Source organism: Streptomyces aurantiacus JA 4570 (assembly GCF_000414115.1).
In the GTDB taxonomy this organism is placed as follows: Bacteria; Actinomycetota; Actinomycetes; order Streptomycetales; family Streptomycetaceae; genus Streptomyces; species Streptomyces aurantiacus_A.
The window spans coordinates 1-22,891 of record NZ_AOPZ01000202.1 but is presented as its reverse complement, the minus strand read 5'-3'; the positions used below and the strand labels follow the sequence as shown (position 1 = coordinate 22,891).

At 72.7% G+C, this 22,891-nt stretch carries 19 protein-coding genes; 13 read left to right on the top strand and 6 right to left on the bottom strand.

The window, feature by feature from the left end; genetic code table 11:
• From STRAU_RS20080 to STRAU_RS20065, 4 genes are all read left to right on the top strand, one after another.
• A partial coding sequence (locus STRAU_RS20080) for a universal stress protein (RefSeq protein ID WP_037660633.1) occupies positions 1–247 on the top strand: 247 nt, incomplete at its 5' end.
• A gap of 167 nt (positions 248–414) precedes the next feature.
• On the top strand, positions 415–2,823 hold the full coding sequence (locus tag STRAU_RS20075) for a phosphoketolase family protein (RefSeq protein WP_016642203.1): 2,409 nt from the start codon (positions 415–417) through the stop codon (positions 2,821–2,823).
• A gap of 93 nt (positions 2,824–2,916) precedes the next feature.
• Entirely contained in the window at positions 2,917–3,879 is a 963-nt protein-coding gene (locus STRAU_RS20070; protein WP_016642202.1) for a universal stress protein, read from the top strand.
• A gap of 175 nt (positions 3,880–4,054) precedes the next feature.
• Complete coding sequence (locus tag STRAU_RS20065; protein ID WP_016642201.1) at positions 4,055–4,534, top strand: VOC family protein; 480 nt, start codon at positions 4,055–4,057, stop codon at positions 4,532–4,534.
• Here the strand turns inward: STRAU_RS20065 and STRAU_RS20060 are convergent.
• Positions 4,531–5,172: a TetR/AcrR family transcriptional regulator C-terminal domain-containing protein gene (locus STRAU_RS20060; RefSeq protein WP_016642200.1), complete on the bottom strand. Its 642-nt coding sequence runs from the start codon at positions 5,170–5,172 to the stop codon at positions 4,531–4,533. The two genes, STRAU_RS20065 and STRAU_RS20060, sit on opposite strands and share 4 nt — an antisense overlap.
• A gap of 87 nt (positions 5,173–5,259) precedes the next feature.
• Between STRAU_RS20060 and STRAU_RS20055 the strand changes: the two genes are divergently transcribed.
• Complete coding sequence (locus STRAU_RS20055; protein ID WP_037660628.1) at positions 5,260–6,678, top strand: FAD-dependent monooxygenase; 1,419 nt, start codon at positions 5,260–5,262, stop codon at positions 6,676–6,678.
• A gap of 19 nt (positions 6,679–6,697) precedes the next feature.
• On the opposite strand, the gene STRAU_RS20050 is transcribed toward STRAU_RS20055, so the two are convergent.
• Both STRAU_RS20050 and STRAU_RS20045 read right to left on the bottom strand, forming a co-directional pair.
• Positions 6,698–7,663 (bottom strand): hypothetical protein, encoded by a 966-nt coding sequence (locus tag STRAU_RS20050; RefSeq protein ID WP_016642198.1) that lies wholly within the window; start codon positions 7,661–7,663, stop codon positions 6,698–6,700.
• 174 nt (positions 7,664–7,837) lie between these two features.
• Positions 7,838–8,566, bottom strand: coding sequence for a YoaK family protein (locus STRAU_RS20045; protein ID WP_016642197.1), 729 nt, complete (start codon positions 8,564–8,566; stop codon positions 7,838–7,840).
• 141 nt (positions 8,567–8,707) lie between these two features.
• On the opposite strand from STRAU_RS20045, the gene STRAU_RS20040 reads away from it, so the two are divergent.
• A complete protein-coding gene (locus tag STRAU_RS20040; RefSeq protein ID WP_016642196.1) occupies positions 8,708–9,898 on the top strand; it encodes an acyl-CoA dehydrogenase family protein in 1,191 nt (396 codons plus the stop codon).
• Positions 9,899–9,918: 20 nt separating this feature from the next.
• Here the strand turns inward: STRAU_RS20040 and STRAU_RS20035 are convergent, their stop codons facing one another.
• Entirely contained in the window at positions 9,919–11,481 is a 1,563-nt protein-coding gene (locus STRAU_RS20035) for an MFS transporter (protein ID WP_037660645.1), read from the bottom strand.
• Positions 11,482–11,793: 312 nt separating this feature from the next.
• Here STRAU_RS20035 and STRAU_RS20030 point away from each other — a divergent pair, with 312 nt between their 5' ends.
• From STRAU_RS20030 to STRAU_RS20020, 3 genes are all read left to right on the top strand, one after another.
• Positions 11,794–12,786 (top strand): GlxA family transcriptional regulator, encoded by a 993-nt coding sequence (locus tag STRAU_RS20030; protein ID WP_016642194.1) that lies wholly within the window; start codon positions 11,794–11,796, stop codon positions 12,784–12,786.
• Positions 12,787–12,912: 126 nt separating this feature from the next.
• Positions 12,913–13,536: a cysteine hydrolase family protein gene (locus STRAU_RS20025; protein WP_016642193.1), complete on the top strand. Its 624-nt coding sequence runs from the start codon at positions 12,913–12,915 to the stop codon at positions 13,534–13,536.
• Between the two features lie 57 nt (positions 13,537–13,593).
• The gene (locus STRAU_RS20020) at positions 13,594–14,532 is read left to right on the top strand and encodes an oxygenase MpaB family protein (protein WP_016642192.1); all 939 of its coding nucleotides are present in this window, start codon (positions 13,594–13,596) and stop codon (positions 14,530–14,532) included.
• A gap of 2,244 nt (positions 14,533–16,776) precedes the next feature.
• Here STRAU_RS20020 and STRAU_RS20010 read toward each other — a convergent pair.
• Complete coding sequence (locus STRAU_RS20010) at positions 16,777–17,436, bottom strand: hypothetical protein (protein ID WP_037660625.1); 660 nt, start codon at positions 17,434–17,436, stop codon at positions 16,777–16,779.
• A 122-nt stretch (positions 17,437–17,558) separates the two neighbouring features.
• Between STRAU_RS20010 and STRAU_RS20005 the strand changes: the two genes are divergently transcribed.
• A complete protein-coding gene (locus STRAU_RS20005; RefSeq protein WP_016642189.1) occupies positions 17,559–19,118 on the top strand; it encodes a phytoene desaturase family protein in 1,560 nt (519 codons plus the stop codon).
• A 99-nt stretch (positions 19,119–19,217) separates the two neighbouring features.
• A complete protein-coding gene (locus STRAU_RS20000; RefSeq protein WP_037660643.1) occupies positions 19,218–19,847 on the top strand; it encodes a TetR/AcrR family transcriptional regulator in 630 nt (209 codons plus the stop codon).
• 57 nt (positions 19,848–19,904) lie between these two features.
• On the opposite strand, the gene STRAU_RS19995 is transcribed toward STRAU_RS20000, so the two are convergent.
• Positions 19,905–20,585, bottom strand: coding sequence for a TetR/AcrR family transcriptional regulator (locus STRAU_RS19995; RefSeq protein ID WP_016642187.1), 681 nt, complete (start codon positions 20,583–20,585; stop codon positions 19,905–19,907).
• 54 nt (positions 20,586–20,639) lie between these two features.
• On the opposite strand from STRAU_RS19995, the gene STRAU_RS19990 reads away from it, so the two are divergent.
• Positions 20,640–21,359, top strand: coding sequence for an SGNH/GDSL hydrolase family protein (locus tag STRAU_RS19990; protein ID WP_016642186.1), 720 nt, complete (start codon positions 20,640–20,642; stop codon positions 21,357–21,359).
• Positions 21,360–21,459: 100 nt separating this feature from the next.
• Positions 21,460–22,725, top strand: coding sequence for an amidohydrolase (locus STRAU_RS19985; RefSeq protein ID WP_016642185.1), 1,266 nt, complete (start codon positions 21,460–21,462; stop codon positions 22,723–22,725).
• Positions 22,726–22,891: the final 166 nt, after the last annotated feature.

Below are 22,891 nucleotides of genomic sequence, written 5' to 3'. Positions count from 1 at the left end.
CCGCCACGAACAGGAACTGGACGCGGCCCTGCACGCGGCCGTACGCGCCCACGGCGCCGTCGACGTGCGCCGCGAGGCCGTCGAGGGCCAGGCCCGCGCCGCCCTGCTGGACGCCTCGGCCACCGCCGACCTGCTCGTGGTCGGCGCCCGCCGCCGCACCGGCCACACCGGCCTCCAGCTCGGCCGGGTGAACCACGCCGTCCTGCACCATGCCGCCTGCCCCGTCGCAGTGGTGCCCCGTGCCTGACGCACCCGCGCGAACACCGGCGCCCCGGACGTACCAGGGCGACTGGCCGTGCCGGACACCACAGAGGTACGAAGGGGAGTGAAGGGAACAAAGGGGTGCGAGTCGAGCGCCCCGCGTCGCACGCACGCCCTCCCGGACCCTCACGCGCCCCGTCTGAACCGCGCCGCATGTGGAACCCGGCCACCCACCGGACCGACAACCGGTCAGAAAACGAGGTTTCGATGGCCAAGGACCACCACACCGCCCTGGACGCCCACTGGCGCGCCGCCAACTACCTCGCCGCGGGCCAGATCTATCTGCTCGCCAACCCGCTCCTGACCGAGCCCCTGCGACCCGAGCACATCAAGCCCCGCCTCCTCGGCCACTGGGGCACCTCACCGGGCCTCAACCTGGTCCACACGCACCTCAACCGCCTCATCAAGGAAAGGGACCTGGAGGCCCTGTGCGTCTGGGGCCCCGGCCACGGGGGTCCCGCCGTCCTCGCCAACTCCTGGATCGAAGGCAGTTACACGGAGACGTACCCGGACGTCACCCGGGACGCGGAAGGCATGGCGCGGCTGTTCCGGCAGTTCTCCTTCCCGGGTGGCGTACCGAGCCACGTCGCGCCCGAGACGCCCGGCTCCATCCACGAGGGCGGCGAACTCGGCTACTCCCTCGCGCACGCCTACGGCGCCGCCTTCGACAACCCGGACCTGCTGGTGGCCTGCGTGATCGGCGACGGCGAGGCGGAGACCGGGCCGCTGGCCGCATCCTGGCACTCGGGGAAGTTCCTCGACCCCGTGCACGACGGCGCGGTCCTGCCGATCCTGCACCTCAACGGCTACAAGATCGCCAACCCGACCCTGCTGTCCCGCATCCCCGAGAGCGAACTCGACGCCCTGCTGCGCGGGTACGGCCACGAGCCCCTGCACGTGTCGGGCGACGATCCGCGGGCGGTCCACCGCGACCTCGCCGCCGCCCTGGACCGGGCCGTCGACCGCATCACCGAGGTGCAGCGGGAGGCGCGGTCCTCCGGCACCCGGGGAGCCAGGCCGGCCTGGCCGGTGATCGTGCTGCGCACGCCCAAGGGCTGGACCGGGCCCAAGAGCGTGGACGGCGATCCGGTCGAGGGCACCTGGCGCGCCCACCAGGTGCCGCTCGCGGGCGTGCGCGACAACCCCGAGCACCTGCGCCAACTGGAGGACTGGCTGCGCTCCTACCGCCCCGAGGAACTGTTCGACGCCGACGGCCGCCCCACCCCCGAGGTGCTGTCCTGCGTGCCCGAGGGCGACCGGCGCCTGGGCGCGACACCGCACGCCAACGGCGGCCTGCTCACCCGCACCCTGCCGCTGCGTCCCCTGGAGAACTTCGCGGTCGCCGTCGACAAGCCCGGCACGGCCCTGCACGAGCCGACCCGGGTGCTCGGCAAGATGCTCGCCAAGGTCATGGCCGACACCGCCGAACGGCGCGACTTCCGGGTCATGGGCGCCGACGAGACGGAGTCCAACCGGCTCGGCGCCCTGTACACCGCGACCGGCAAGGCATGGCAGGCCGAGACCCTGCCCACCGACGAACACCTCGCCCCCGACGGCCGCGTCATGGAGGTGCTGTCCGAACACCTCTGTCAGGGCTGGCTGGAGGGCTACCTCCTCACCGGCCGCCACGGCCTGTTCTCCTCGTACGAAGCGTTCGTGCACATCGTGGACTCCATGGTCAACCAGCACATCAAGTGGCTGAAGACCTCCCGGGCGCTGCCCTGGCGCGCGCCCGTCCCCTCGCTCAACTACCTGCTGACGTCGCACGTGTGGCGCCAGGACCACAACGGCTTCTCGCACCAGGACCCCGGCTTCGTCGACCACGTCCTCAACAAGAGCCCCGAAGCCGTACGCGTCTATCTGCCGCCGGACGCCAACACCCTGCTGTCCGTCGCCGAACACGCCCTGCTCAGCCGGGACTACGTGAACGTGATCGTCGCCGGCAAGCAGCCCTGCTTCGACTGGCTGACCCTGGAGCAGGCCCGCGCCCACTGCGCGCGCGGCGCGGGCGTGTGGGAGTGGGCGGGCACCGACGACGGGCTTCGCGACCCGGACGTGGTGCTCGCCTGCGCGGGCGACGTGCCCACCCAGGAAGTCCTCGCCGCCGCGGCCCTGTTGCGCGAGCACCTGCCCGAACTGACCGTGCGGGTCGTCAACGTCGTCGACATCGCCCGGATGCTGCCGCGCGAGGAACACCCGCACGGCATGGCCGACTTCGAGTACGACGCGCTGTTCACCCGCGACAAGCCGGTGATCTTCGCCTATCACGGCTATCCGTGGCTGATCCACCGCCTCGCCTACCGCCGCGCCGGCCACGCCCATCTCCATGTACGCGGCTACAAGGAGGCGGGCACGACCACCACGCCCTTCGACATGGTCGTACGCAACGATCTCGACCGCTACCGCCTGGTCATGGACGTCATCGACCGCGTCCCCGACCTGTCCGTCCGCGCCACGGCCCTGCGCCAGCTCATGGCCGACCACCGCACCCGTCACCACGCCTGGATCCGCGAGCACGGCACCGACCTGCCCGAGGTCGCGGACTGGTCGTGGCCCTACTGATCCGGATCCGCGCGGTACTGATCCGGATCCGGACGGTCCCCGCCGCGACCGGCCGACCCGCACCCGACCGACCACCCACCGCTGGGGCACGCCATGAATCACCACCGCTCGACGACCCACCCCCGCACCCATCCGCACACCCGCTCCCGTACCACCCGGCCGGACTCCACCCGCGTCGTCACCGCCGGCATCGACGGCTCCTACGCGAGCCTGGACGCGGCGGACTGGGCCGCACGCGAGGCCCTGCGGCACGGCGTGCCCCTGCGTCTGCTGCACGCGGGCGCCGCCCCCGCGCACTCCACGCGCGTGCGCAGGCTGCCCGCCGCCACGGAGCGCGCCCGCTGCCTGCTCGACCGGGCCGCGATCACCCTCTCCTACGTCCACCCCGCCCTGGAGATCCACGCCCAGCAGCCCGCCGGGTCCACGGTCGCGGCCCTGCTCGCCGCGTCCGCCGAGGCCGAGACGCTGGTCCTCGGCTCACGCGGGCTCTCCGGCCTCCCCGGATTCCTGGTCGGCTCGGTCGCCGCGGCCGTGACCGCCCGCGCCGAGCGTCCGGTGGTCCTTGTGCGCGCGGGGGAGCGCCCGGAGGACGCGCACACCCCCGGCGAGGGCGGCGCGCCCTCGCGCGGCACGCCCTACCGCCCGGTCGTCCTCGGCCTCGACCCGTCCCGGCCCGGCGACGCGTTGACCGCGTACGCCTTCGACGCGGCGTCCGTGCGCGAGGCGCCGCTGCACGTCGTGCACGCCTGGACGATGGCGCCGCTCGACGCGTACGCGCCCGGGCGGGTGCTCCCCGCGGACCTGACCGGCCTGGAGCGGGACAACCGGCAGGCCCTGAGCGCCGTCCTGGAGCCGTGGCGGCGCACGTACCCGCAGGTCCGCGTCGTCGAACAGGTCTCCTTCGGGCGCGCGGGCCATCAGCTCCTGAAGGCCGCCTGCGGGGCGTCGCTCCTGGTCATCGGGCGGCGCAGGGCGGCAGGGTCGCACCTGGGCCGCACCGCGCACTCGGCGATGCACCACGTGACGTGCCCGATCGCGGTGGTGCCGCACGACTGAGCGCGCGGTCTTCCCGCCGCGCGGCGGGAAGGCGCGGTCTTCCCGCCGCGCGGCGGGAAGACCGGGAAGTTCCGCGCATCCGTGCCTCCGGTGGCGATGAGTTCCGTGTCGCAGGACGGTCAGTACAGGCAGCGAATGACGCGGCGCGTTGCCGCCACCGAGACAGGAGACCGCCATGCCCAGGATCACCCCCAACCTCTGGTTCGACACCCAGGCCCAGGAGGCCGCGGAGTTCTACGTTTCCGTGTTCCCCAACTCGAAGATCACGAAGGTGACGAACTACGGCGAGGGCACTGGACCCGATCGCGCCGGCAGTGTGCTGACCGTGGAGTTCGAACTGGACGGCCAGCCGTATCTGGGGCTCAACGGCGGCCCCGAGTTCACCTTCAGCGAGGCCGTCTCCCTCTCGATCGACTGCGCCGACCAGGAAGAGACCGACTACTACTGGACCAAGCTCACCGCCGACGGCGGCCAGGAGAGCCAGTGCGGGTGGCTGAAGGACAAGTACGGCCTGTCCTGGCAGGTCGTCCCCGCCGAGCTGATCCGACTGCTCCAGGACCCGGACGCGGGGCGCGCGCAGCGGGCCATGGAGGCGATGCTCAAGATGCAGAAGATCGACGTGGCGGTGGTGCGGGCGGCGGCGGACGACGCCTAGGCACCACCGGGACCGAGGAGCAGGTCGAGGCCGTGTTCGAAGCGGCCGTCGAAGGACGCGTCGCCGAAGTGCGGGGCCAGGCGGCGGAGTGACGGGTAGTCACCCGCCGCCAGGGCCTGGGTGAAACGCCGGTCCCCTGCCGCGGGCAGCGACTGCTCCTCCTGGGTCAGGCCCAGGACGAAGTACTGCAGGCTCCAGGCCGTCCACGCCGCCTCGCGTTCGCCCGCCGGGCCCTCCAGGAGTGCCGTCGTGAGTGCCTCGCCGAAGCGCAGCGTGGCGGTCTCGGCGGCGTAGGTGCCCGCCACGATGCGCGCGCCGTCCCGGTGCGCGAGCAGGGCGCGGCGGTAGCGGCGCATGAGTTCGCGGGCCCGCGCCCACCCCTCGTCAGGCAGCCCGTCGAGGGAGATCTCGGCGACGATCGCGTCCGCCATCAGTTCGAGCAGCCGGGTCTTCGTCTTGGCGTGCCACAGCACGGTGTTCATCCGCACGCCCAGGCGCTCCGCCGTGCCGCGCACGGACACGCCGTCGGCGCCCTTGTCGGCGAGCAAGCCGAGCGCGGCGCGGGCCACGGCCCCGGGGGTCAGCCCCGCGCGGTGGCCGCTCTCCGTACGGCCGGGGGCCGCTTGCTTTTTGGTCACTGACCTAGTCTACTTGCGCCCACGATACTTGGTCAGTGACCAAGAAGTCTGGATCGGCAATGGCGTCGGAAGGAAGACCCCGTGCACATGGACCAGAACCGACACGTCCTCATAGCGGGAGCGGGCCCGGTCGGCCTGTGGCTGGCCGCCGAACTGCGCCTGGGCGGAGCCCGGGTGACCGTCCTGGAGCCGCGCACCGCGCCGTCCCCGCACTCCAAGGCGCTCACCGTGCACCCCCGCACCCTGGAGGTCCTGGACAGCCGGGGCGTCGTCGAGCCGTTCCTCGCCGAGGGCCTGCGGCTGCCCACCGGGCATTTCGCTTCCCTGGACGACCGGCTCGACTTCGCCGTCCTCGACACCCCCTACCCCTTCACGCTCGCCCTGCCCCAGGCCCGCACCGAGGCGCTCCTGGAGGAACACGCACGCGGCGCGGGCGCCGACATCCGGCGCGGCCACCGGCTGACGGGCCTGGCCGAGCACCCGTCCGGCGTGCGCGCGGAAGTGGCGGGACCGGAGGGTGCGTACGAGGTGGAGGCGGCGTACGTCGTCGGCTGCGACGGCACCCGCAGCACCGTGCGCGAGGCGGCGGGCATCGGCTTCCCCGGCAGCGAGGCCACCGTGTGGGGCTGGCTGGGTGACGTCGTCCTGGACACGCCGCCCGACCGGACCCAGTTCAGCGTCGGCACGCCGCGCGGCGGCCTGATGTGCGTGCCGCTGCCCGGCGGCGTACACCGCTTCGTCGGCCACATGCCGGAAGACAAACAGCAGGACTGGCCGGGCGAGTTGACCTTCGAGGAGCTGCGCGCGAAGGTCGTGCGCATCACCGGCGATGACTTCGGCATGCGCGACCCGCGGTGGCTCTCGCGGTTCGGCAACGCGGCGCGCCAGGCGGAGACGTACCGCAAGGGCCGGGTGCTGCTCGCGGGCGACGCCGCGCACATGCACTTCCCCGCGGGCGGGGTCGGCCTCAACGTCGGGGTGCAGGACGCCGCCAACCTCGGCTGGAAGCTGGCCGCGGTGGTGCGCGGCGACGCCCCCGGCGAACTGCTCGACAGCTACCACCGCGAACGGCACCCGGTCGGGGCCGAGTTGATCGCGAGCACCCGCGCCCAGACCGCGCTGATGACGGCGTACTCCGGCGACGGACTCGCCCTGCGCCAGGTCCTCAGCGGCGCCATCGCCGCCGTGCCGGAGTTCTCGCGGCGGCTCGCCGAGTCGCTCTCGGGCCTGTCGGTGGCGTACGCGGCCGTGGATGACGCCCACCCGCTCACCGGGCGCCGTGCCCCGAACCTCCAACTGGCCGACGGCACCGCCCTGTTCGCGCTGCTGCGCGCGGGCCGGCATGTGCTGCTCGACCTCACCGGCACCGGGCACGCCGAAGGCCCCTCGCCGGACGTCGTCGTCCACGAGGGGCCGCTGGCCGAGCCGCACCCCGACTGGGCGGGGGTGGGCTCGGCGCTGATCCGTCCCGACGGGCACGTGGCCCGGGTGTGGGACGCGGTCTGAAGGGCGGGCGAGGGCCGGGTCAGCCGAAGGCGATCGAGCTGACCTTGTCGTCGAAGTCGATGGTGCGCAGGTCGGCGACGTCGCCGTTGACCACCTTGGACTCGCCCTTGCAGTCGGGGCGCGACCAGAGCTTCAGCGAGCCGGCCGCCGAGAGGGAGGACGCGACCTTCGGGCGGGCCACGTTCTGGCAGCCCTCGCCCGCCACGCCCTGCGCCGGGTCGGCGAAGTCGGCGTTGTCGAAGAGGATCGCGCTGGTCGCGGGCGCGGCCCGACCCGCCTCGTCCTGCCCGGCGCCGTCGCCGGCCTGGGTGCCGTCGCCCCCGGCGGGCTGCCCGGACTTCTGGCCGTTCGGGGTCACGCCGAACCAAGTGCCGCCCACGCCATGGCCGTTGGTGTCACCGGGCTTGAGGTCCTTGCTGAAGCGGTACACCGGCCAGCCGCCGATCGTCACCTGGCGCGTGCCGTCGTCCCGCTTGATGACGCCGACGTCGGACGGCCGTACGCCGTCCACGAAGATCTTGCCGCCCGGGTCCACCAGGACGGGGGGCCAGGTGGTGGCGCAGGCGCCGGCGCAGTTCGACTCGGAGGGCTGTGCGGTGTCCTTGTCGAAGCGGTAGAGGGTGAAGCCGGCGCCGTTCACCACGACCGGGGCGAGGTTGCCCGCGCTACCGGCCGAGAGCTGGACCCACTTGCGCTGCACGGGCTTGGTGGCGGGTTTGCCCGGAGGGTTGGCCCAATCGCCGGTCCCCCGCCGCGCGTTGTTCTGCTCGGCCGTGCCCGCGGGCAGGGAGAGGTTCATCGTGCCGCTGCCGCCGCCTGCCTGGCCGTCGGCGGCCGGGGCGTTGGCCCCCGCCCTGTCCGCCGCCTTGCCCGCGCCCTTCGCGTCGCCGCCGTCGTCACCGCCGCCGCACGCGGTCAGGAGCAGGGTGCCCGCGGCCGCGAAGGACGTGAAGAGCATGGCCGGCTTGGTCTTCTTGCTGAGCATGAGAAGTCTCCTCGGAATCGGATCGCTCGGTGTCGCTCGATCTCTCGGCTTTTCCTGTGCCTTCGAGGCGTGAGTACGAGCGCCGCGCTCAGCCCTGTTCAGCCCTCTGAGGACCGTGACCAAACCGAGACAATGTCTAAGCCAGGAGCATGTCCGGAAGCGATTCCCGTCGGATCACGAGCCGGGTGCCCCAGGAGGCGTCTCCGGCCTCTCGCGATACACGCAGGCCGCAACCGCCACGGCCGCCGTGCTCGCGAGCAGCGGCCAGCCGATGCCGTGATGGAGAACCAGCCACGCGCCGGGCAGTGCTCCCGCGAGCATCGCGAGGGCGGCGAGGAGGCGACGCGCCGCCCGGACGTCCCCGCCGCCCGCGAGCCGCGACTCGGTGGCGAGCCCGGTCAGCGTGCGCGTGAGAACGGTCGTCGTCAGGTCCGGCACGTTCAGCTTCAGTACGGTGCCGTTGCGCAGCCCCATCGCCAGCGCGAGCAGCCCGACCAGGACGTACGTCGCATCCGCGGCACCCGCGAACGCCAGCGCGCTCGCGACGCCAAGGAGTGCCGCCTCGCCGCACAGCGCGGCCCGCACCCACGACGCCCGGCGCCGCCCCCGGAACGCCCGGGCCAGCCGCCCCGCCAGGGCCGCGCCGACGAGGAACGCGCCGAGCGACACCAGTGACCCGGTGACGGAGAACCCCGGCGCCCCCGCGGCGGCGAAACCGATGACGACGACGTTGCCGGTCATGTTCGCCGCGAAGACCCGGTCGAGCGCGAGGAAGGTGACGGCGTCCACGACACCGCTGACCACGGTGAGCGTGAACAGGACCAGGGCGAGGGGGTGCCGGTTGCCGACGCCCGGCCCGGGGGTCTCGGTGCCCGCCCCCGCCGCGGGCTGATGGTTCGTCATGCCTCAGCTTTTCAAGGGGCGCGGGTGAAACCCGACCTGACGCGCCGTCACCCTTCCGCCCTACTGGAACGCGTTCTACTGTGTGCGCCGTCAAGCCGCAGCGCCACGGCACGGACGGGCGCAGGGACGACAGGAGAGGCCGTGCACCTCGAATACACGCCCGAGCAGCAGCGGTTGCGCGCCGAACTGCGCACGTACTTCGCCGAGCTGGTGCCCGGCCACGCGCACACCCGCTACGCCGAGCCCGCCGCGCAGAAGCGGTTCTACCGCGAGACGATCCGCCGCCTGGGAGCCGACGGCTGGCTCGGCGTCGGCTGGCCCGAGGAGTACGGCGGCCGCGGGCTCACGCCCATGGAGCAGTTCATCTTCTTCGACGAGGCCGCCCAGGCGGGCGTGCCGCTGCCGTTGATGGCCCTCAACACCGTCGGTCCGACACTCATGCGGTACGGCACCGACGAGCAGAAGGCGTACTTCCTGCCCCGCGTCCTCTCCGGCGAGATCGACTTCGCGATCGGCTACAGCGAGCCCGACGCGGGCACCGACCTGGCCGCGCTCAAGACGCGGGCCGTGCGCGAGGGCGACGAGAGCACCGGCCACTACACGGTGAACGGGCAGAAGATCTGGACGACCAACGGCGACACCGCGGACTGGGTGTGGCTGGCGGTGCGCACCGACCCGGACGCCCCGCCGCACAAGGGCATCACCATGCTGCTCGTACCGACGTCCGACCCCGGCTACTCCTGCACCGTCATCAACACCCTCGCCTCGCACGACACCACGGCCAGCTACTACGAGAACATCCGCGTGCCCGCCGGCCGCCGCGTAGGCGAGGAGAACAAGGGCTGGCGCCTGATCACCAACCAGCTGAACCACGAACGTGTCACCCTCGCCGCCCACGGCACCATGGCCATCCGTGCCCTGCACGACGTGCAGCGCTGGGCCGCCGACACCAAGCTCGCCGACGGCCGCCGCGTCATCGACCTGCCCTGGGTGCGCCGCCGCCTCGCGCAGACCCATACGAAGCTCGACGCGATGAAGCTCCTCAACTGGCAGATGGTGAACGCCGTCCAGGACGGCACCCTCACCCCGCAGGACGCGTCCGCCGTTAAGGTCTACGGCTCCGAGGCCCGCCGCGAGGCATACGCCTGGCTCATGGAAGTCGTCGGCTCCGCGGGCGCGTTGAAGGAGGGCTCGACGGGCGCGGTCCTCCACGGCGAGCTGGAACGCGGCTACCGCTCGGCGGTCATCTTCACCTTCGGCGGCGGCAACAACGAGATCCAGCGCGAGATCATCTCGTGGATCGGCCTCGGGATGCCGCGGGTGCGCCGCTGACGGCCCGGCGACCAGGCTGCTCAGACGGAGGTGCGGGCCTCTTCGTGGTCCGGCTCCGGTATCGGACTCTTCTTGTCTCCGGCGGCAGGCAAGGTAATCAGCAGCACAGCCGCTCCGAGGAGTGCGATGACCGCGATCCAGCCCGCGCCGACGTGCATGGCATGGACAAACGCGTCATCAGCAGCCTGAGCAAGAGTGGGCCGGTGGACAGCGGTGGCGACGTGGCGGGCCTGTTCGGCGGAGACTCGCGCCTGATCCTGCACCGGGCCGGGCGCACCCTCCAGCGAGGGTTCGATCGCGCGTCGGTACTCGATCGACATGATCGTGCCGCCTACCGCGATGCCGATCACGCTGCCGGTCTGTCGCACGGTGTTGGTGACGGCCGATCCCGCACCGGCCTGTTCCAACGGAAGGTCGCTGATCAATGCGGCCGTAACGGGGCCGATCACCATGCCGATGGAGAGACCCTGTATCAGCAACAGGGTCTCGATCCAGACGAGTGGCGTGTGGAGTCCGAGGAATCCGTATCCGCCCATGGTCAGCGCAGCAATGGTCAGCGCCGGCACGGTGACGAGGCGTAGAGACAGGCGGCGCACCAGGCGCGAGGCAAGGGGCGCGCCAGCGAGCGCGCCGAATGCGGTCGGGATATTGGCCAAACCCGCCTTCATCGGCGAGAACCCGAGCGCGCCTTGCAGGTAGAACGCGTTGTAGAAGGTGATGGTGGCCACCCCGAAGAGCAGCAGTCCGAGCGCCACATTGCCGCCACCGAATGTGCGTTGCGCGAACAGTCGCGGATCAAAGCTGGGCACCTTGACGCGCAGTTCGACGAGTACGAAAACGGCCAGCAGAATCAGACCGGCAACGATCGGCGCCCAGACGTCGGTACGACTCCACGCCGCCACCTGCCCCGCCCGGATCAGCCCGTAGGCCAACGCCACGAGCCCGCTGATCGACAGCAGCATTCCGGCGGGGTCCAGCGGTCGGGGAGTGGGGCTGCGGAAATTCGGAACCAGCACGGCGAGCCCGACCAGCGCCAGTGCCGCGACCGGGACATTGATCAGAAAGACCGAGCCCCACCAGAAATGATCGAGCAGGAACCCCGCAAGGACCGGACCGGCGGCCATCCCGACACCGGCCGACGCCGAGAAAATACCGATCGCGGCAGCCCGCGCGGGGCCGGTAAAGGTCCACATGAGGATGGCCATCATGGCGGGCGTGATCAGCGCGCTGCCCACCCCCATCACGGCTCGAGCCGCGATCAGCTGGACCGCGTCGTTTGCGTACGCCGCCCACAGCGAGGACCCGGCGAAAATCACCAGCCCACTGGTGAACACAGTCCGGTGACCGAACCGATCGCCCAATGCGCCTGCGGTGAACATCAAGGTGGCGAAGGCCAGAGTGTACGAACCGGTCGCCCATTGCAGCTGACCGGGATCGGCCCCCAGTCCACGGGTCGGGTCTGCAAGGGTCTCCAGCGTGGTACTCAGGACGGTATTGTCCAGCCAAATCAGCAGCGAACACAGCATAAGAACGGCAAGAATCAATTGCTGCCTGAACTTCGGCAACGTTGGAGGCGCGGTCATGAACACCTTCGGATATCGATCGGCGGGAACCTGAACGACTGGGACCATAAGCAAACTCCACGACGCCGTCAAGCTTGGAGTTTCTTGCCAATACTGTTGCGGCCGCACGCACTTTATGCCCTCTGCCGGATTTGCGGACCGAACAATTTCGTGCCCTCTGGTGAATTTGCGAGACGAGGGATTTCATGACTTCGGGAAGGTTGCGACCGGGTGGATTTCATGCCCTCCGGTGAGCTGTCGCACCGGCACCATGTCCGAATGTGACAGTCGGTCGTCATTGCGGCCATCGGCGACTGCGCCGAGGATGAAGGCATGCCCCTTCCGCACCGGGTCGTCATCGCGGTCTTCCCCGATGTCGACCTCCTCGACGTCACCGGCCCCGCCGAGGTCTTCGCGCTGGCCGACCGGCAGGCCGCGGGCCGCGCCCGGTACCAGGTCCGCCTCGCCGGTCCCGCCGCCGGCGAGGTGCGGACGTCGGCGGGGGTAAGGCTGCTCGCCGACCTGGCCTTCGACGAGGTCGGCGGGCACGTGGACACCCTGCTGGTGCCCGGCGCGGTCGACCTGACCGACGACGGCCCCCGGGCCCGGATCGACCCCGACGTCGTGGCGTGGGTGAAGCGGACCGCCCCGCACGCCCGGCGCGTGGCCTCGGTGTGCGTGGGCGCGCACGTGCTGGCGGCGGCCGGGCTCCTGGACGGGCTGACGGCGACCACGCACTGGTCGACCGCCGCCCAGCTCGCCGCCGAGCATCCGGCGGTCACCGTCGATCCGGATCCCATCTTCGTCCGCACCGACCGCGGCCGGGTGTGGACCGGCGCCGGGATCAGCGCCTGCCTGGATCTCGCGCTCGCCCTGGTGGCCGAGGACCTGGGCGAGGAGGTGGCGCTCGCGGTGGCCCGGGACCTGGTGATGTACCTGAAACGGCAGGGCGGGCAGAGCCAGTTCTCCGTGCCCCTCAGCCGGCCCCCGTCCGCCCGGCGCGACATCGACGAGCTGCGGCTGTGGATCGCCGACCACCCCGACGAGGACCTGTCCGCGGAGGTGCTCGCGGCACGGATGTGCCTGAGCGAGCGGCATTTCGCGCGCGTCTTCAAACAGGAGACCGGCGCCGGTCCCGCCGCCTACGTCGAAGCCGCCCGGGTCGAGGTGGCCCGGCGCCTCCTGGAGACCACCGACGTTCCGCTCGACCAGGTCGCGGCCGCGGCCGGGCTCGGCTCGGCGGAGACCCTGCACCGGTCGTTCAAGCGGCAGCTCGCGACGACGCCCGGCGCCTACCGCCGCCGCTTCCGCACGCGGACCCTCTGACCGCCCTCACCCACTCCAGTCCCCCCCCGCACGCAGGCAAGGCGAACAGCTCTGCCATGCCCCAATTTCCTCCCCATTCGCACTAGTTACCCCCATTCACCCCATTTACCCGACGAAAGGCACCCCATGAGCGCGAACCAGCCCTCCACCACCCTCCGGGACGTCATCGGCCTGGACAACCGGCCGCCCAAGCTGAGCGACTCCGTCCTGATCCTGATCGACTTCCAGAACACCTACCGCACGGGCGTCATGGCCCTGGAGGGCGCCGAGGAGGCACTCGCGGCGGGCGCCCGCCTCCTGGAGCGCGCCCGCGCCGCGGGCACCCCGGTCGTGCACGTCCTCAACGACGGCGGTGTGGACACCCCCTACGACATCCGCGCCCACATCGGCGCCCTCAGCGACGAAGTCGCCCCGGCGGACGGCGAGGCGGTCGTGGTCAAGCAGTTCCCCAACTCCTTCCACGCCACGGAACTGGAGAAGACCCTGACCGACCTGGGCGTCGCCCCCGGCAGCGGCAAGGACCTGGTCCTCGCCGGGTTCATGACGCACATGTGCGTCAACTACACGGCCCAGGGCGCCTTCAACCTCGGCTACCGCCCCACCGTCGTCGCCGAGGCCACCGCCACCCGGGCCCTCACCACCCCCGACGGCACGGTCCTGCCCGCCACCGCCCTCCACACCGCGGCCCTGACCGCCATCACCGACCTGTTCGGCACCGTCGTCCCCACGGTCGACGCCCTGCCCATCTGATTCCGGCCCTCCCCGCACCTCCTAAGTGTGCGTAACCTGCGGTAAGGAGGTGGCGGCATGCGTGAGGCGGACGCCGGGCTCTTCGGGCCCTCGTCGGTGACCTGGCAGATGCACGGGGATCCCATGATGTGGGTCGCGGGAGTACGGGCGTTGTACTTCCAGGCGCTGCACCCGCGCGCCGTGCGGGGCGTCATGCAGAACTCGGACTTTCGCAAGGACGCCTGGGGCCGCCTGATGCGTACGGCGCACTTCGTGGGGACGACGACGTACGGCACCACCGAGGCCGCGGAGAAGGCGGGCGCCCGGGTCCGTAAGATCCACACGATGCTGTCGGCCACCGACCCGGACACGGGGGAGCGCTACGGCGTCGACGAGCCGGAGCTGCTCCTGTGGGTGCACTGCGCGGAGATCGACTCCTATCTCCACGTGGTGCGCCGCTCGGGCTTCCGGCTGAGCGACGCGGCCGCCGATCAGTACGTCGCCGAACACCGCGAGAGCGCCCGCCTGGTGGGGCTCGACCCCGGCGACGTACCGGCGTCCACGAGTGAACTCGCCGCCTACTTCGAGAAGGTGCGGCCCGAACTCGCCGTCGGGCCGGAGGCGCGCGCCGTCGACGCGTTCCTGCAACGGCCGCCCACCCGCGCCCTGTTCGTCCCGGCGCGCGACCTGCTGTGGCGGCGCGTCGCCAACCTCGCGTACGGGTCGCTGCCGCGTTACGCCCACGAGCTGTACGGCAGGCCCGCCCCGGCGCCCCGGACGGTCACCCGCCGCCTGGTCACCACGGGCACCCTGCTGCGCCGCGTCCCCTCGCGTGTCCGCTGGCAACTCCCGCCGAAGCACATCCTGCGCGCCATGGCCCGCCTCGGCCCCGGCAGCCGCCCCGACCCGCGCAAAGTCCCGTACAAAGTCGACAGGCGGGACGCCATACTGGACGGGCCGGGGAGGGCGCAGCGAGGCAACGGGGGCGACGGCACGCGATGGCGGACACCAGGCTGATCCAGGGCCGGTATCGACTGCTCGACCTGATCGGTCGCGGCGGCATGGGCGAGGTGTGGCGGGCGCACGACGAATCCCTCGGCCGCAAGGTCGCCGTCAAGTGCCTCAAGCCGCTCGGGCCGCAGCACGACCAGTCGTTCACCCGGGTCCTGCGGGAGCGGTTCCGGCGCGAGGCGCGGGTCGCGGCGGCGCTCCAGCACCGCGGGGTCACCGTCGTGCACGACTTCGGCGAGCACGACGGCGTGCTGTTCCTGGTGATGGAGCTCCTGCAGGGCTGCAACCTCAGCCAGCTCCTGGAGGACAACAGGCAGCTCCCGCTGCCCGTCACCGACGTCGTGGACATCGCCGACCAGGTCGCCTCCGCACTCGCGTACACCCATGAACAGGGCATCGTGCACCGGGACCTGAAGCCCGCCAACATCATGCGGCTCGGCGACGGCACGGTGAAGATCTGCGACTTCGGGATCGCCCGGCTCGGCCACGACATCGGCTTCACCTCCCGTCTCACCGGCACCGGCATCGCCATGGGCACCCCGCACTACATGTCGCCCGAGCAGATCAGCGGCGCCGAGGTCGACCAGCGCAGCGACCTGTACTCGTTCGGCTGCGTGCTGTACGAACTTGCCACCGGGGCGCCGCCGTTCGACCTGGAGGATGCCTGGGCGGTGCTCGTCGGGCACCGCGACACGCCGCCCGAGCCGCCGCGCCGCCGCCGCGGCGAGCTGCCCGCCTACTTCGACCGGATCGTCCTCGACCTGCTCGCCAAGCAGCCGGACGAACGGCCGCCCGACGCCCGGGAGCTGGGCCGCCGCATCGTCGCGGGCCGCAGCGCGACCGCCGCCTATGTGCCGACCGTCGTCTCGGCGCCACTGCGCCGCCCCGAGCCCGCGCCGTCCGCCCGGCGTCGGCCGCCGGCGTCCGACCATACATCGGTGACTGGAGTTCAGACGTGTGCTCTCCATCTCTCCGGACGCCGCGGCGGGCCTCACCGGCGAGTGGATCCCGCGCGCCACCGGCCGCCACACGGTCGTGCCGCCGCCCGCCCCGGAGCGGCCCGCGCCCCCGCCGTCCGTGGTCGCCGCCCTGGTCAGCCGCCACAACGCGGGCCTGAGCCTCGGCCGTCTCGGCCGCTGGGCGGAGGCGGGGGAGGTGCACCGCGCGGTCGCCGCCGAGCGCGAGCACGTGCTCGGCCCCGACCACCCCGACACCCTCGCCAGCCGGTACGAGGTGGGCTTCACGCTCAGCCGCACCGGCCGGCCCGCGGACGCGCTGCGCGAGTACGGCCGCGTCGCCGAGGGCCGCGAACGCACCCTGGGCGCCGAGCACTTGGAGACGCTCGCGGCGCGCCAGGAGATGGCGTACGTCCTCGGCCAGCTCGGGCGGCACTTCGAGGCGCACCAGGTGTACACGCAGGTGCTCGCGGTGCGGGAGCGGGCCGCGGGGCCGGACCACCCCGACACCCTGCGCTGCCGCCACAACCTGGCCTTCAACCTCAGCCGGCTCGGCCGCCTCGAGGACTCCTACCGCCTGGCCCGCGAAGTCGCCGCCGCCCGCGCCCGCGTCCTCGGCCCCACGCATCCCGACACGCTGGTCACCTGGTACGAAGTCGCGTACGCACTAGGTCAGTTGGGGCGCTGGCCGGAGGCCCTTGCGACCTACCGCGAGGTGGCCGACGCCCGGACCAGGGCGCTCGGAGCCGACCACCCCGACACCCTCGCCGCGCGCTACGAGGTCGGCATCAGCCTCGGCCGCCTCGGCCGCAGCGCCGAGGCCCTGGAGCTCTACCGCGCCCTCATCGACGACCGCACCCGCGTCAACGGCCCCGCCGACCCCGAGACCCTGCGCGCCCGCCACGGCCTCGGCGTGAACCTGGGCCGCCTCGGCCGCTGGGAGGAGGCCCTCGTCGAGGCCCGCGACGTATGCGCGATCCGCGAACGCGTCCTGGGCGGCGACCACCCCGACACCCTGGTCAGCCGCCGCGAGGTCGCCGTCGGCCTCGGCTGGCTCGGCCGCTGGCCCGACGCCCTCACCGAGTACCGTCGCGTCGCCTCCGCCCGCGAACAGGTCCTCGGCCCCGACCACCCCGACACCCTCGCCAGCCGCAACGACGAGGCCCACTGCCTGGAACAGCTGGGCCGGGGGACGGAAGCGGTGGAGCTGTACCGCAGGGTGGCGGCGCTGCGGCAGCAGCGGGCGGCCGGGGCACACTGAGGCGCGGCCCGCGCTCGTCTCAAAGACAGGCTCTCAGTCCCGGAGCTGGACGGGGGCTCGCATCTCGGCCAGCTCCGGGTCGCCCCATTCGTCGAGCGGGGTGCCCTCGGGGTACCGGGCGCAGTCGGCGTATCCGGCGATCTCCAGCCGGCCGGCGGGGTAGGACGTGACGGACACCGACGCGTCGCCTCCCGGCGGCACCATCTTCAGCCGGAGCCAGAACCGGTCGTTGTCGTGCGAGGCGACCTTCCAGCCCTCCCGGGTGAGTTCCTTCTTCGCGTGCTTCAGGGCGGCCACCGCCCGGGCGCGGGGCACGCCCCGCAGCGTCCAGTCGTAACTGACGTTGACGACGCCCGGCTCGCTGGGCGGCGATCCGCTGAACCCGTCGGCCCAGTGGCGCACGCCCCGGCGGTTGCAGCCGTAGCCTTCGGCCTCCGCCCCCACCCCGGACCGCTCGGTGTCGAGCCGGGCGTCCGGCAGGGCGAGGGCGTCGTACACCGTCTGCGTACGCTCGTCGAGGCTGCGGGACGTGGCCGCAGGATCGGCCACCGGATACGGCTCGCCCGCCCAGACTCCCTCGAACCACAGCCCGGCGCCCACGATGCCCGCCATCGCCGCGGCGACCCCCACACCTGCCGCCGCCACGGTCCTCGCCTTGATGGGGCGTGCGGGGTCGACGAGATTCTTTGCCATGCGGGCATCGTGCGGCGGGGGCCGGGCGGCGGGCATGAGTACGTGTACTCAACGGAGCCTGGGGGATCCGGAAATCCATCCGCGCGCCCGCACGTCCGCGCGATTCCGTGCTACCAAGGATCATGCGATCCAGCTACGACGCGGTGGTGGTCGGCGGCGGCCACAACGCCCTGGTGGCCGCCGCCTACCTGGCCCGGGCAGGGCGGACGGTGCTGCTCCTGGAGCGGCTGAAGGAGCCCGGCGGAGCCACGGTCTCGACGCGCCCGTTCCCCGGCATGGACGCCGACCTCTCCCGCTACTCGTACCTGGTGAGCCTCCTGCCGAAGAAGATCGTGCGGGATCTGGACCTGGACTTCCGGGTCCGTACGCGCACGGTGTCGTCGTACACCCCGACGGTCCGCGACGGGCAGCCCACCGGCCTCCTGGTGGGCGGCGGCGAGGCCCGCACGCGCGAGTCGTTCGCGCGGCTCACCGGCGACGACCGCGAGTACGAGGCGTGGCGGGACTTCTACGCCCTCACGGCCCAGGTGGCGGCGAGGGTGTTCCCCACGCTCACCGAACCCCTGCCGGACAAGGCGGAACTGCGCCGCCGCGTCGACGACGACACCGCGTGGCGGGCGCTCTTCGAGGAGCCCATCGGCAAGGCCGTGGAGTCGCGGTTCGCGGACGACCTGGTGCGCGGCGTGGTCCTCACGGACGCGCTGATCGGCACGTTCAGCGACGCCCACGACCCGTCACTGCGGCAGAACCGCTGCTTCCTCTACCACGTGATCGGCGGCGGCACCGGAGACTGGAACGTCCCCGTCGGCGGCATGGGCGCCCTGACCCGCGCCCTCACCGACACCGCCCGCGCGGCCGGCGCCGAACTGCGCACCGGCCACGAGGTGACCCGCGTCGAGACCGACGGGCGGCGCGCCGAGGTGACGTACCGCACCGAGGACGGCGAGGGCACGGTCGCGGCCCGGCACGTCCTGGTGGGGGCCTCGCCCCAGGAACTCGCCGCCCTGACCGGCGACGCGCCGCCGCCCCCGGCCGAGGGCGCCCAGCTCAAGGTGAACATGCTGCTGAAGCGGCTGCCCGCCCTGCGGGACCCGGCCGTCGACCCGCGCGAGGCGTTCGCGGGGACCTTCCACATCGCGGAGGGGTACGAGGAGCTGGCGCGGGCGTACGCGGAAGCGGCGGCGGGCGGGCTGCCCGCGGCCCCGCCGTCCGAGATCTACTGCCACTCCCTGACCGACCCGACGATCCTCGGCCAGGACCTCGTCGACCGCGGCTGCCACACCCTGACCCTCTTCGGCCTGCACACCCCCGCACGGCTCTTCAACGACGCCACCAACGACGCCGTGCGCGCCGAGCTGATGGCCTCCGCGCTCGCCCAGCTGGACGCGCACCTGGCCGAGCCGATCGCCGACTGCCTGGCCACCGACGCGGACGGGCGGCCGTGCGTCGAGGCGAAGACCCCGCTCGACCTGGAGCGCGACCTGCGCCTGCCCGGCGGCAACATCTTCCACGGCGACCTGTCCTTCCCGTACGCGGACGAGAACACCCCGCAGGGGCCGGGCCGTTGGGGCGTGGAGACGCGGCACCCGAACATCCACCTCTGCGGCGCGGGCGCGCCGCGCGGGGGCGGCGTCAGCGGCATCCCCGGACACAACGCGGCCATGGCCGTCCTGGAGGGGTGAGCGCCGGACCCGCGCGGAACGCGCTGGTGTACGGTCGGACACCGTTCGGTGCGCGAGGAAGGCCCCACGCGTGAGTGTTGGAGACGAGAGGTGCTCACCATGGCTTCCCGACGCGGCGGTCGCGGCGAAAAGGCAACGGACACCCCGACCTTCACCGAACAGGCCCGGCGCCGGCAGCTCGTCGAGTGCACGATCGACCTGATCTCCACGAAGGGCTACCCCGCGACGTCCCTGTCCGCCATCGCGGAACAGGCGGGCCTGTCCAAGGCGGCCGTCCTCTACCACTTCTCGTCCAAGGACAACCTCACCCGCGCGGCCCTGGACCACGTCCTCGGCGAGTTCACCGCGTACGTCGCCGAGCGCGTCGCGGCCGCACCGGACCCGCGCGACGCCGTGATCGCCTACGTCCGCGCCATGATCGGCTACCAGCAGGAGCACCGCAGGCACGTCCGTGTCATCACGGAGATGCTCCTGGACGACCACGGCGGCACCCGCCTGAAGACCCCGGGCAGCCACGACACCGCGGGGCGCCTGCAGTCCCTGGCCGACCTCCTGACCGCGGGCCAACAGGCGGGCCGCTTCCGGGCGTTCGACCCCGTCACCGTCGCCCTCGCCATCGGCGGGGCCATCGACGGCGTCATCGGCCACTGGCTGGCCCATCCGGAACACGACCTGGACGCGGCGGCAGATGAGCTGGAGAGGTTCACGCTGAACGCGATCGGGGCGTAGCCGCACCGCGACCGGTGAGCCGGGGCTCTCGCACTCGCACTCGCACCCGCCCTCGCGTCAGCGGGCCGGGGGCACGAACCCGTCGACCACGCGCCGCGCCCTCGCCGCCGCCTCGGCGTCGCCCAGGCGCAGTGCCGTGTTCGTGGCCGTGAAGACCGCGTCGATCTGGAAGGCCGTCAGCTCCGCGTCCAGGGCGGGGACCTCGCCGCTGGTGGCGGCGTGCCGCAGTTCGGCGGCAAGGAGAGTCACCCAGTCGCGGTGCTGGTGGAAGAGCGCGTCGTGGACGGGGCCGGGGCGGCTGTCGAAATCCGGGAGGTTCGCGGCCCAGAAGCAGCCGCCGGTGAACAGCGGGGTCTCGGCGTAGCGGAGCCAGTGCTCCGTCAGGGCGCGCAGCCGGGAGGCGCCGCGCGGCACGTCGGCCGCGGGCCGCACCACCGCGTCCAAGAACGCCTCACGTGCCATCGCCACGGCCGCGAGCTGCAGCTTCTCCTTCGTGCCGAACAGCGTCGCGACACCGCTCTTGCTCAGTCCGAGGTCGGTGGCCAGGCGGCCGATGCTGAGGCCGTTGAGGCCCTCCAGGGAGGCGATGTCGACGGCGTGACGGGCGATCGTCCGGCGGGTGCGCTCACCGCGCAGGAGGCGCCGGTCGGTTGTCGTCGTGCTCGCTGTGCCCGTCGTCGGGGCTGTGCCCGTCGGCGCGGCCGTGGCCGCGCGTGTCGTCGCCGTGTCCTCGCTCATGCGGCCATCCTCCCACGCCTTCTCTAAATGCACGAACGGTCGTACGTTTAGTTCATGGCATCCACGACACCCCTCGCGCACCCTGACGCCCAGCCCGCACACACGCCCCGCCGCACCGAGGAGACCGACCCTCACTGCGTCCCGCCCGCCCGCGCCGCCCGGCTCCTGGCCGGCGCACCCTGGCGTCGCTTCGCCGCGATCGGCGACAGCCTCTCGGCCGGGGTCGGCGATCCGAGCCCCGGCTACACCTCGCTGGGCTGGGCCGACCGGGTCGCGGACGTGCTGCGCCGCGTCCAGCCCGGCCTCGCGTACCTCAACACCGGGGAGATCGGAGCCACCACCGACCGGACGCTCGCCACACAGCTCGACGCGATGACCGAGTTCGGCCCGGACCTGCTCCATGTGCCGTGCGGGGCGAACGACCTGTTCCGGCGGGAGCCCGATTTCGCCGCCGTCGAGCGGTCGCTGGCCCGCCTCTTCGAGGCCGCGGCGGCCACGGGCGCGCGGCTGACCGTGTTCACGCTCGGCAGGGCGTTCGTGGTGCCGGCTTTCCCCGACTGGGAGGACCGGGTGAGCACGCTCAACGCCGTCGTCCGCCGACTGGCCCGGGACCACGACGCCGTACTCGTCGACATGTGGGACCACCCCGTCAACGCCCGCCCGGACCTGCTGAGCGCGGACGGCATCCACTTCGCCGCGTCGGGCCAGGCCGTGCTGGCGGCGGAGGTCGTGCAGGGGCTCGCGGGGGTGCTCGGCGGGCGGGACCGGGAGTAGAGGTGTGTGCCCCAGGGGCGCGGGCAGATCTTGTGGGGTGTGTGGCGCGGGGCGCCCGGGCCACCGCGTATTGCCCGCACCGCCTGCCGAAGGAGCCCCCATGGGCGTCAGCCAGTCCCCGTCAGACCCGTCGGTCGCCGCCGCCCTCGCCGGGTTGGACGCCGACCTCGGCGAACTCACCGGCCTCTATCAGGACCTGCACGCCCACCCGGAGCTGTCCTTCGCCGAGCACCGCACGGCCGCCGAGATCGTCCGCAGGGCCGAGGCGTACGGGTACGACGTCACGCCCGGCGTCGGCCGCACCGGCGTCGTGGCCGTCCTCGACAACGGCGAGGGCCCCACCGTGCTGCTGCGCGCCGACTGCGACGCGCTGCCCGTCGTCGAGCGCACCGGCCTGTCCTACGCCTCCCGCACCGACGGCGTCATGCACGCCTGCGGTCACGACCTGCACGTCACCTGCCTGCTGGGCGCCCTGAAGCTGCTCGCGGACGCGCGCGACAGCTGGCGCGGGCGGATCGTCGCCGTGTTCCAGCCGGCCGAGGAGGCGGGGCAGGGCGCGCAGGCCATGGTCGACGACGGCCTCTTCGAGCGGTTCGGGACGCCCGACGTGGTGCTCGGCCAGCACGTCGCGCCGTTCCCCGCCGACATGGTCGCGTGCCACGCGGGAGCGGCGTTCGCGGCCACCGACTCGCTCAAGATCGTGATGTATGGGAAGGGCGCGCACGGCTCCCGGCCGGAGACGTCCGTCGACCCCGTGGTGATGGCCGCCGCGACGGTGATGCGGCTGCAGACCGTCGTCTCCCGTGAGGTCCCGGCGGGGGAGACGGCCGTGCTCACGGTGGGCTCGCTGCGGGCGGGCACGGTGGGCAACATCATCCCGGACGAGGCCGAGCTGGGCCTGAACATCCGTACGTACACGGAGGACGTGCGGGCCAGGATCCTCGCCGCGATCGAGCGGATCGTGCGCGGCGAGGCCCAGGTGGCGGGCGCCGAGCGCGAGCCCGAGATCACGGCGCTCGACGCGTTTCCGGTGGTCGTCAACGAGGAGGCGGCGGTGGCCCGCACCATGGCGGCGATCGGCACGGTCCTGGGCGACGGCAAGGTGATCGACCCGGGTCCTGTCACCGGCAGCGAGGACGTGGGGATCCTCGGCACGGCGGCCAAGGCGCCGCTCTGCTACTGGCTGTTCGGAGGCTGCGACCCCGAGACGTACGCCGCCGCGGCGGCCGCGGGAACCCTGCACCGCGACATCCCCTCCAACCACTCGCCCCGCTTCGCGCCCGTCGCCGAACCGGCCATCACCACCGGCGTGACGGCTATGACGGCGGCGGCGCTGGAGTGGCTGGGCGGCGGGGAGGCGGAGTGAGACGCGGCGCCCGGCCCCCGGTCGCCGGGGCCGGGCGACTCCGCGCCGCCTGCGGCTAACCCGCCCCTCCCGGCTCCCGCCGGGCGAACCCCGGCGCGTGCTCCGGCCGCACCCCCACCCCGCCCAGGTACCCCGCCACCATCCGCAGCACCGGCACCCTCCGCAG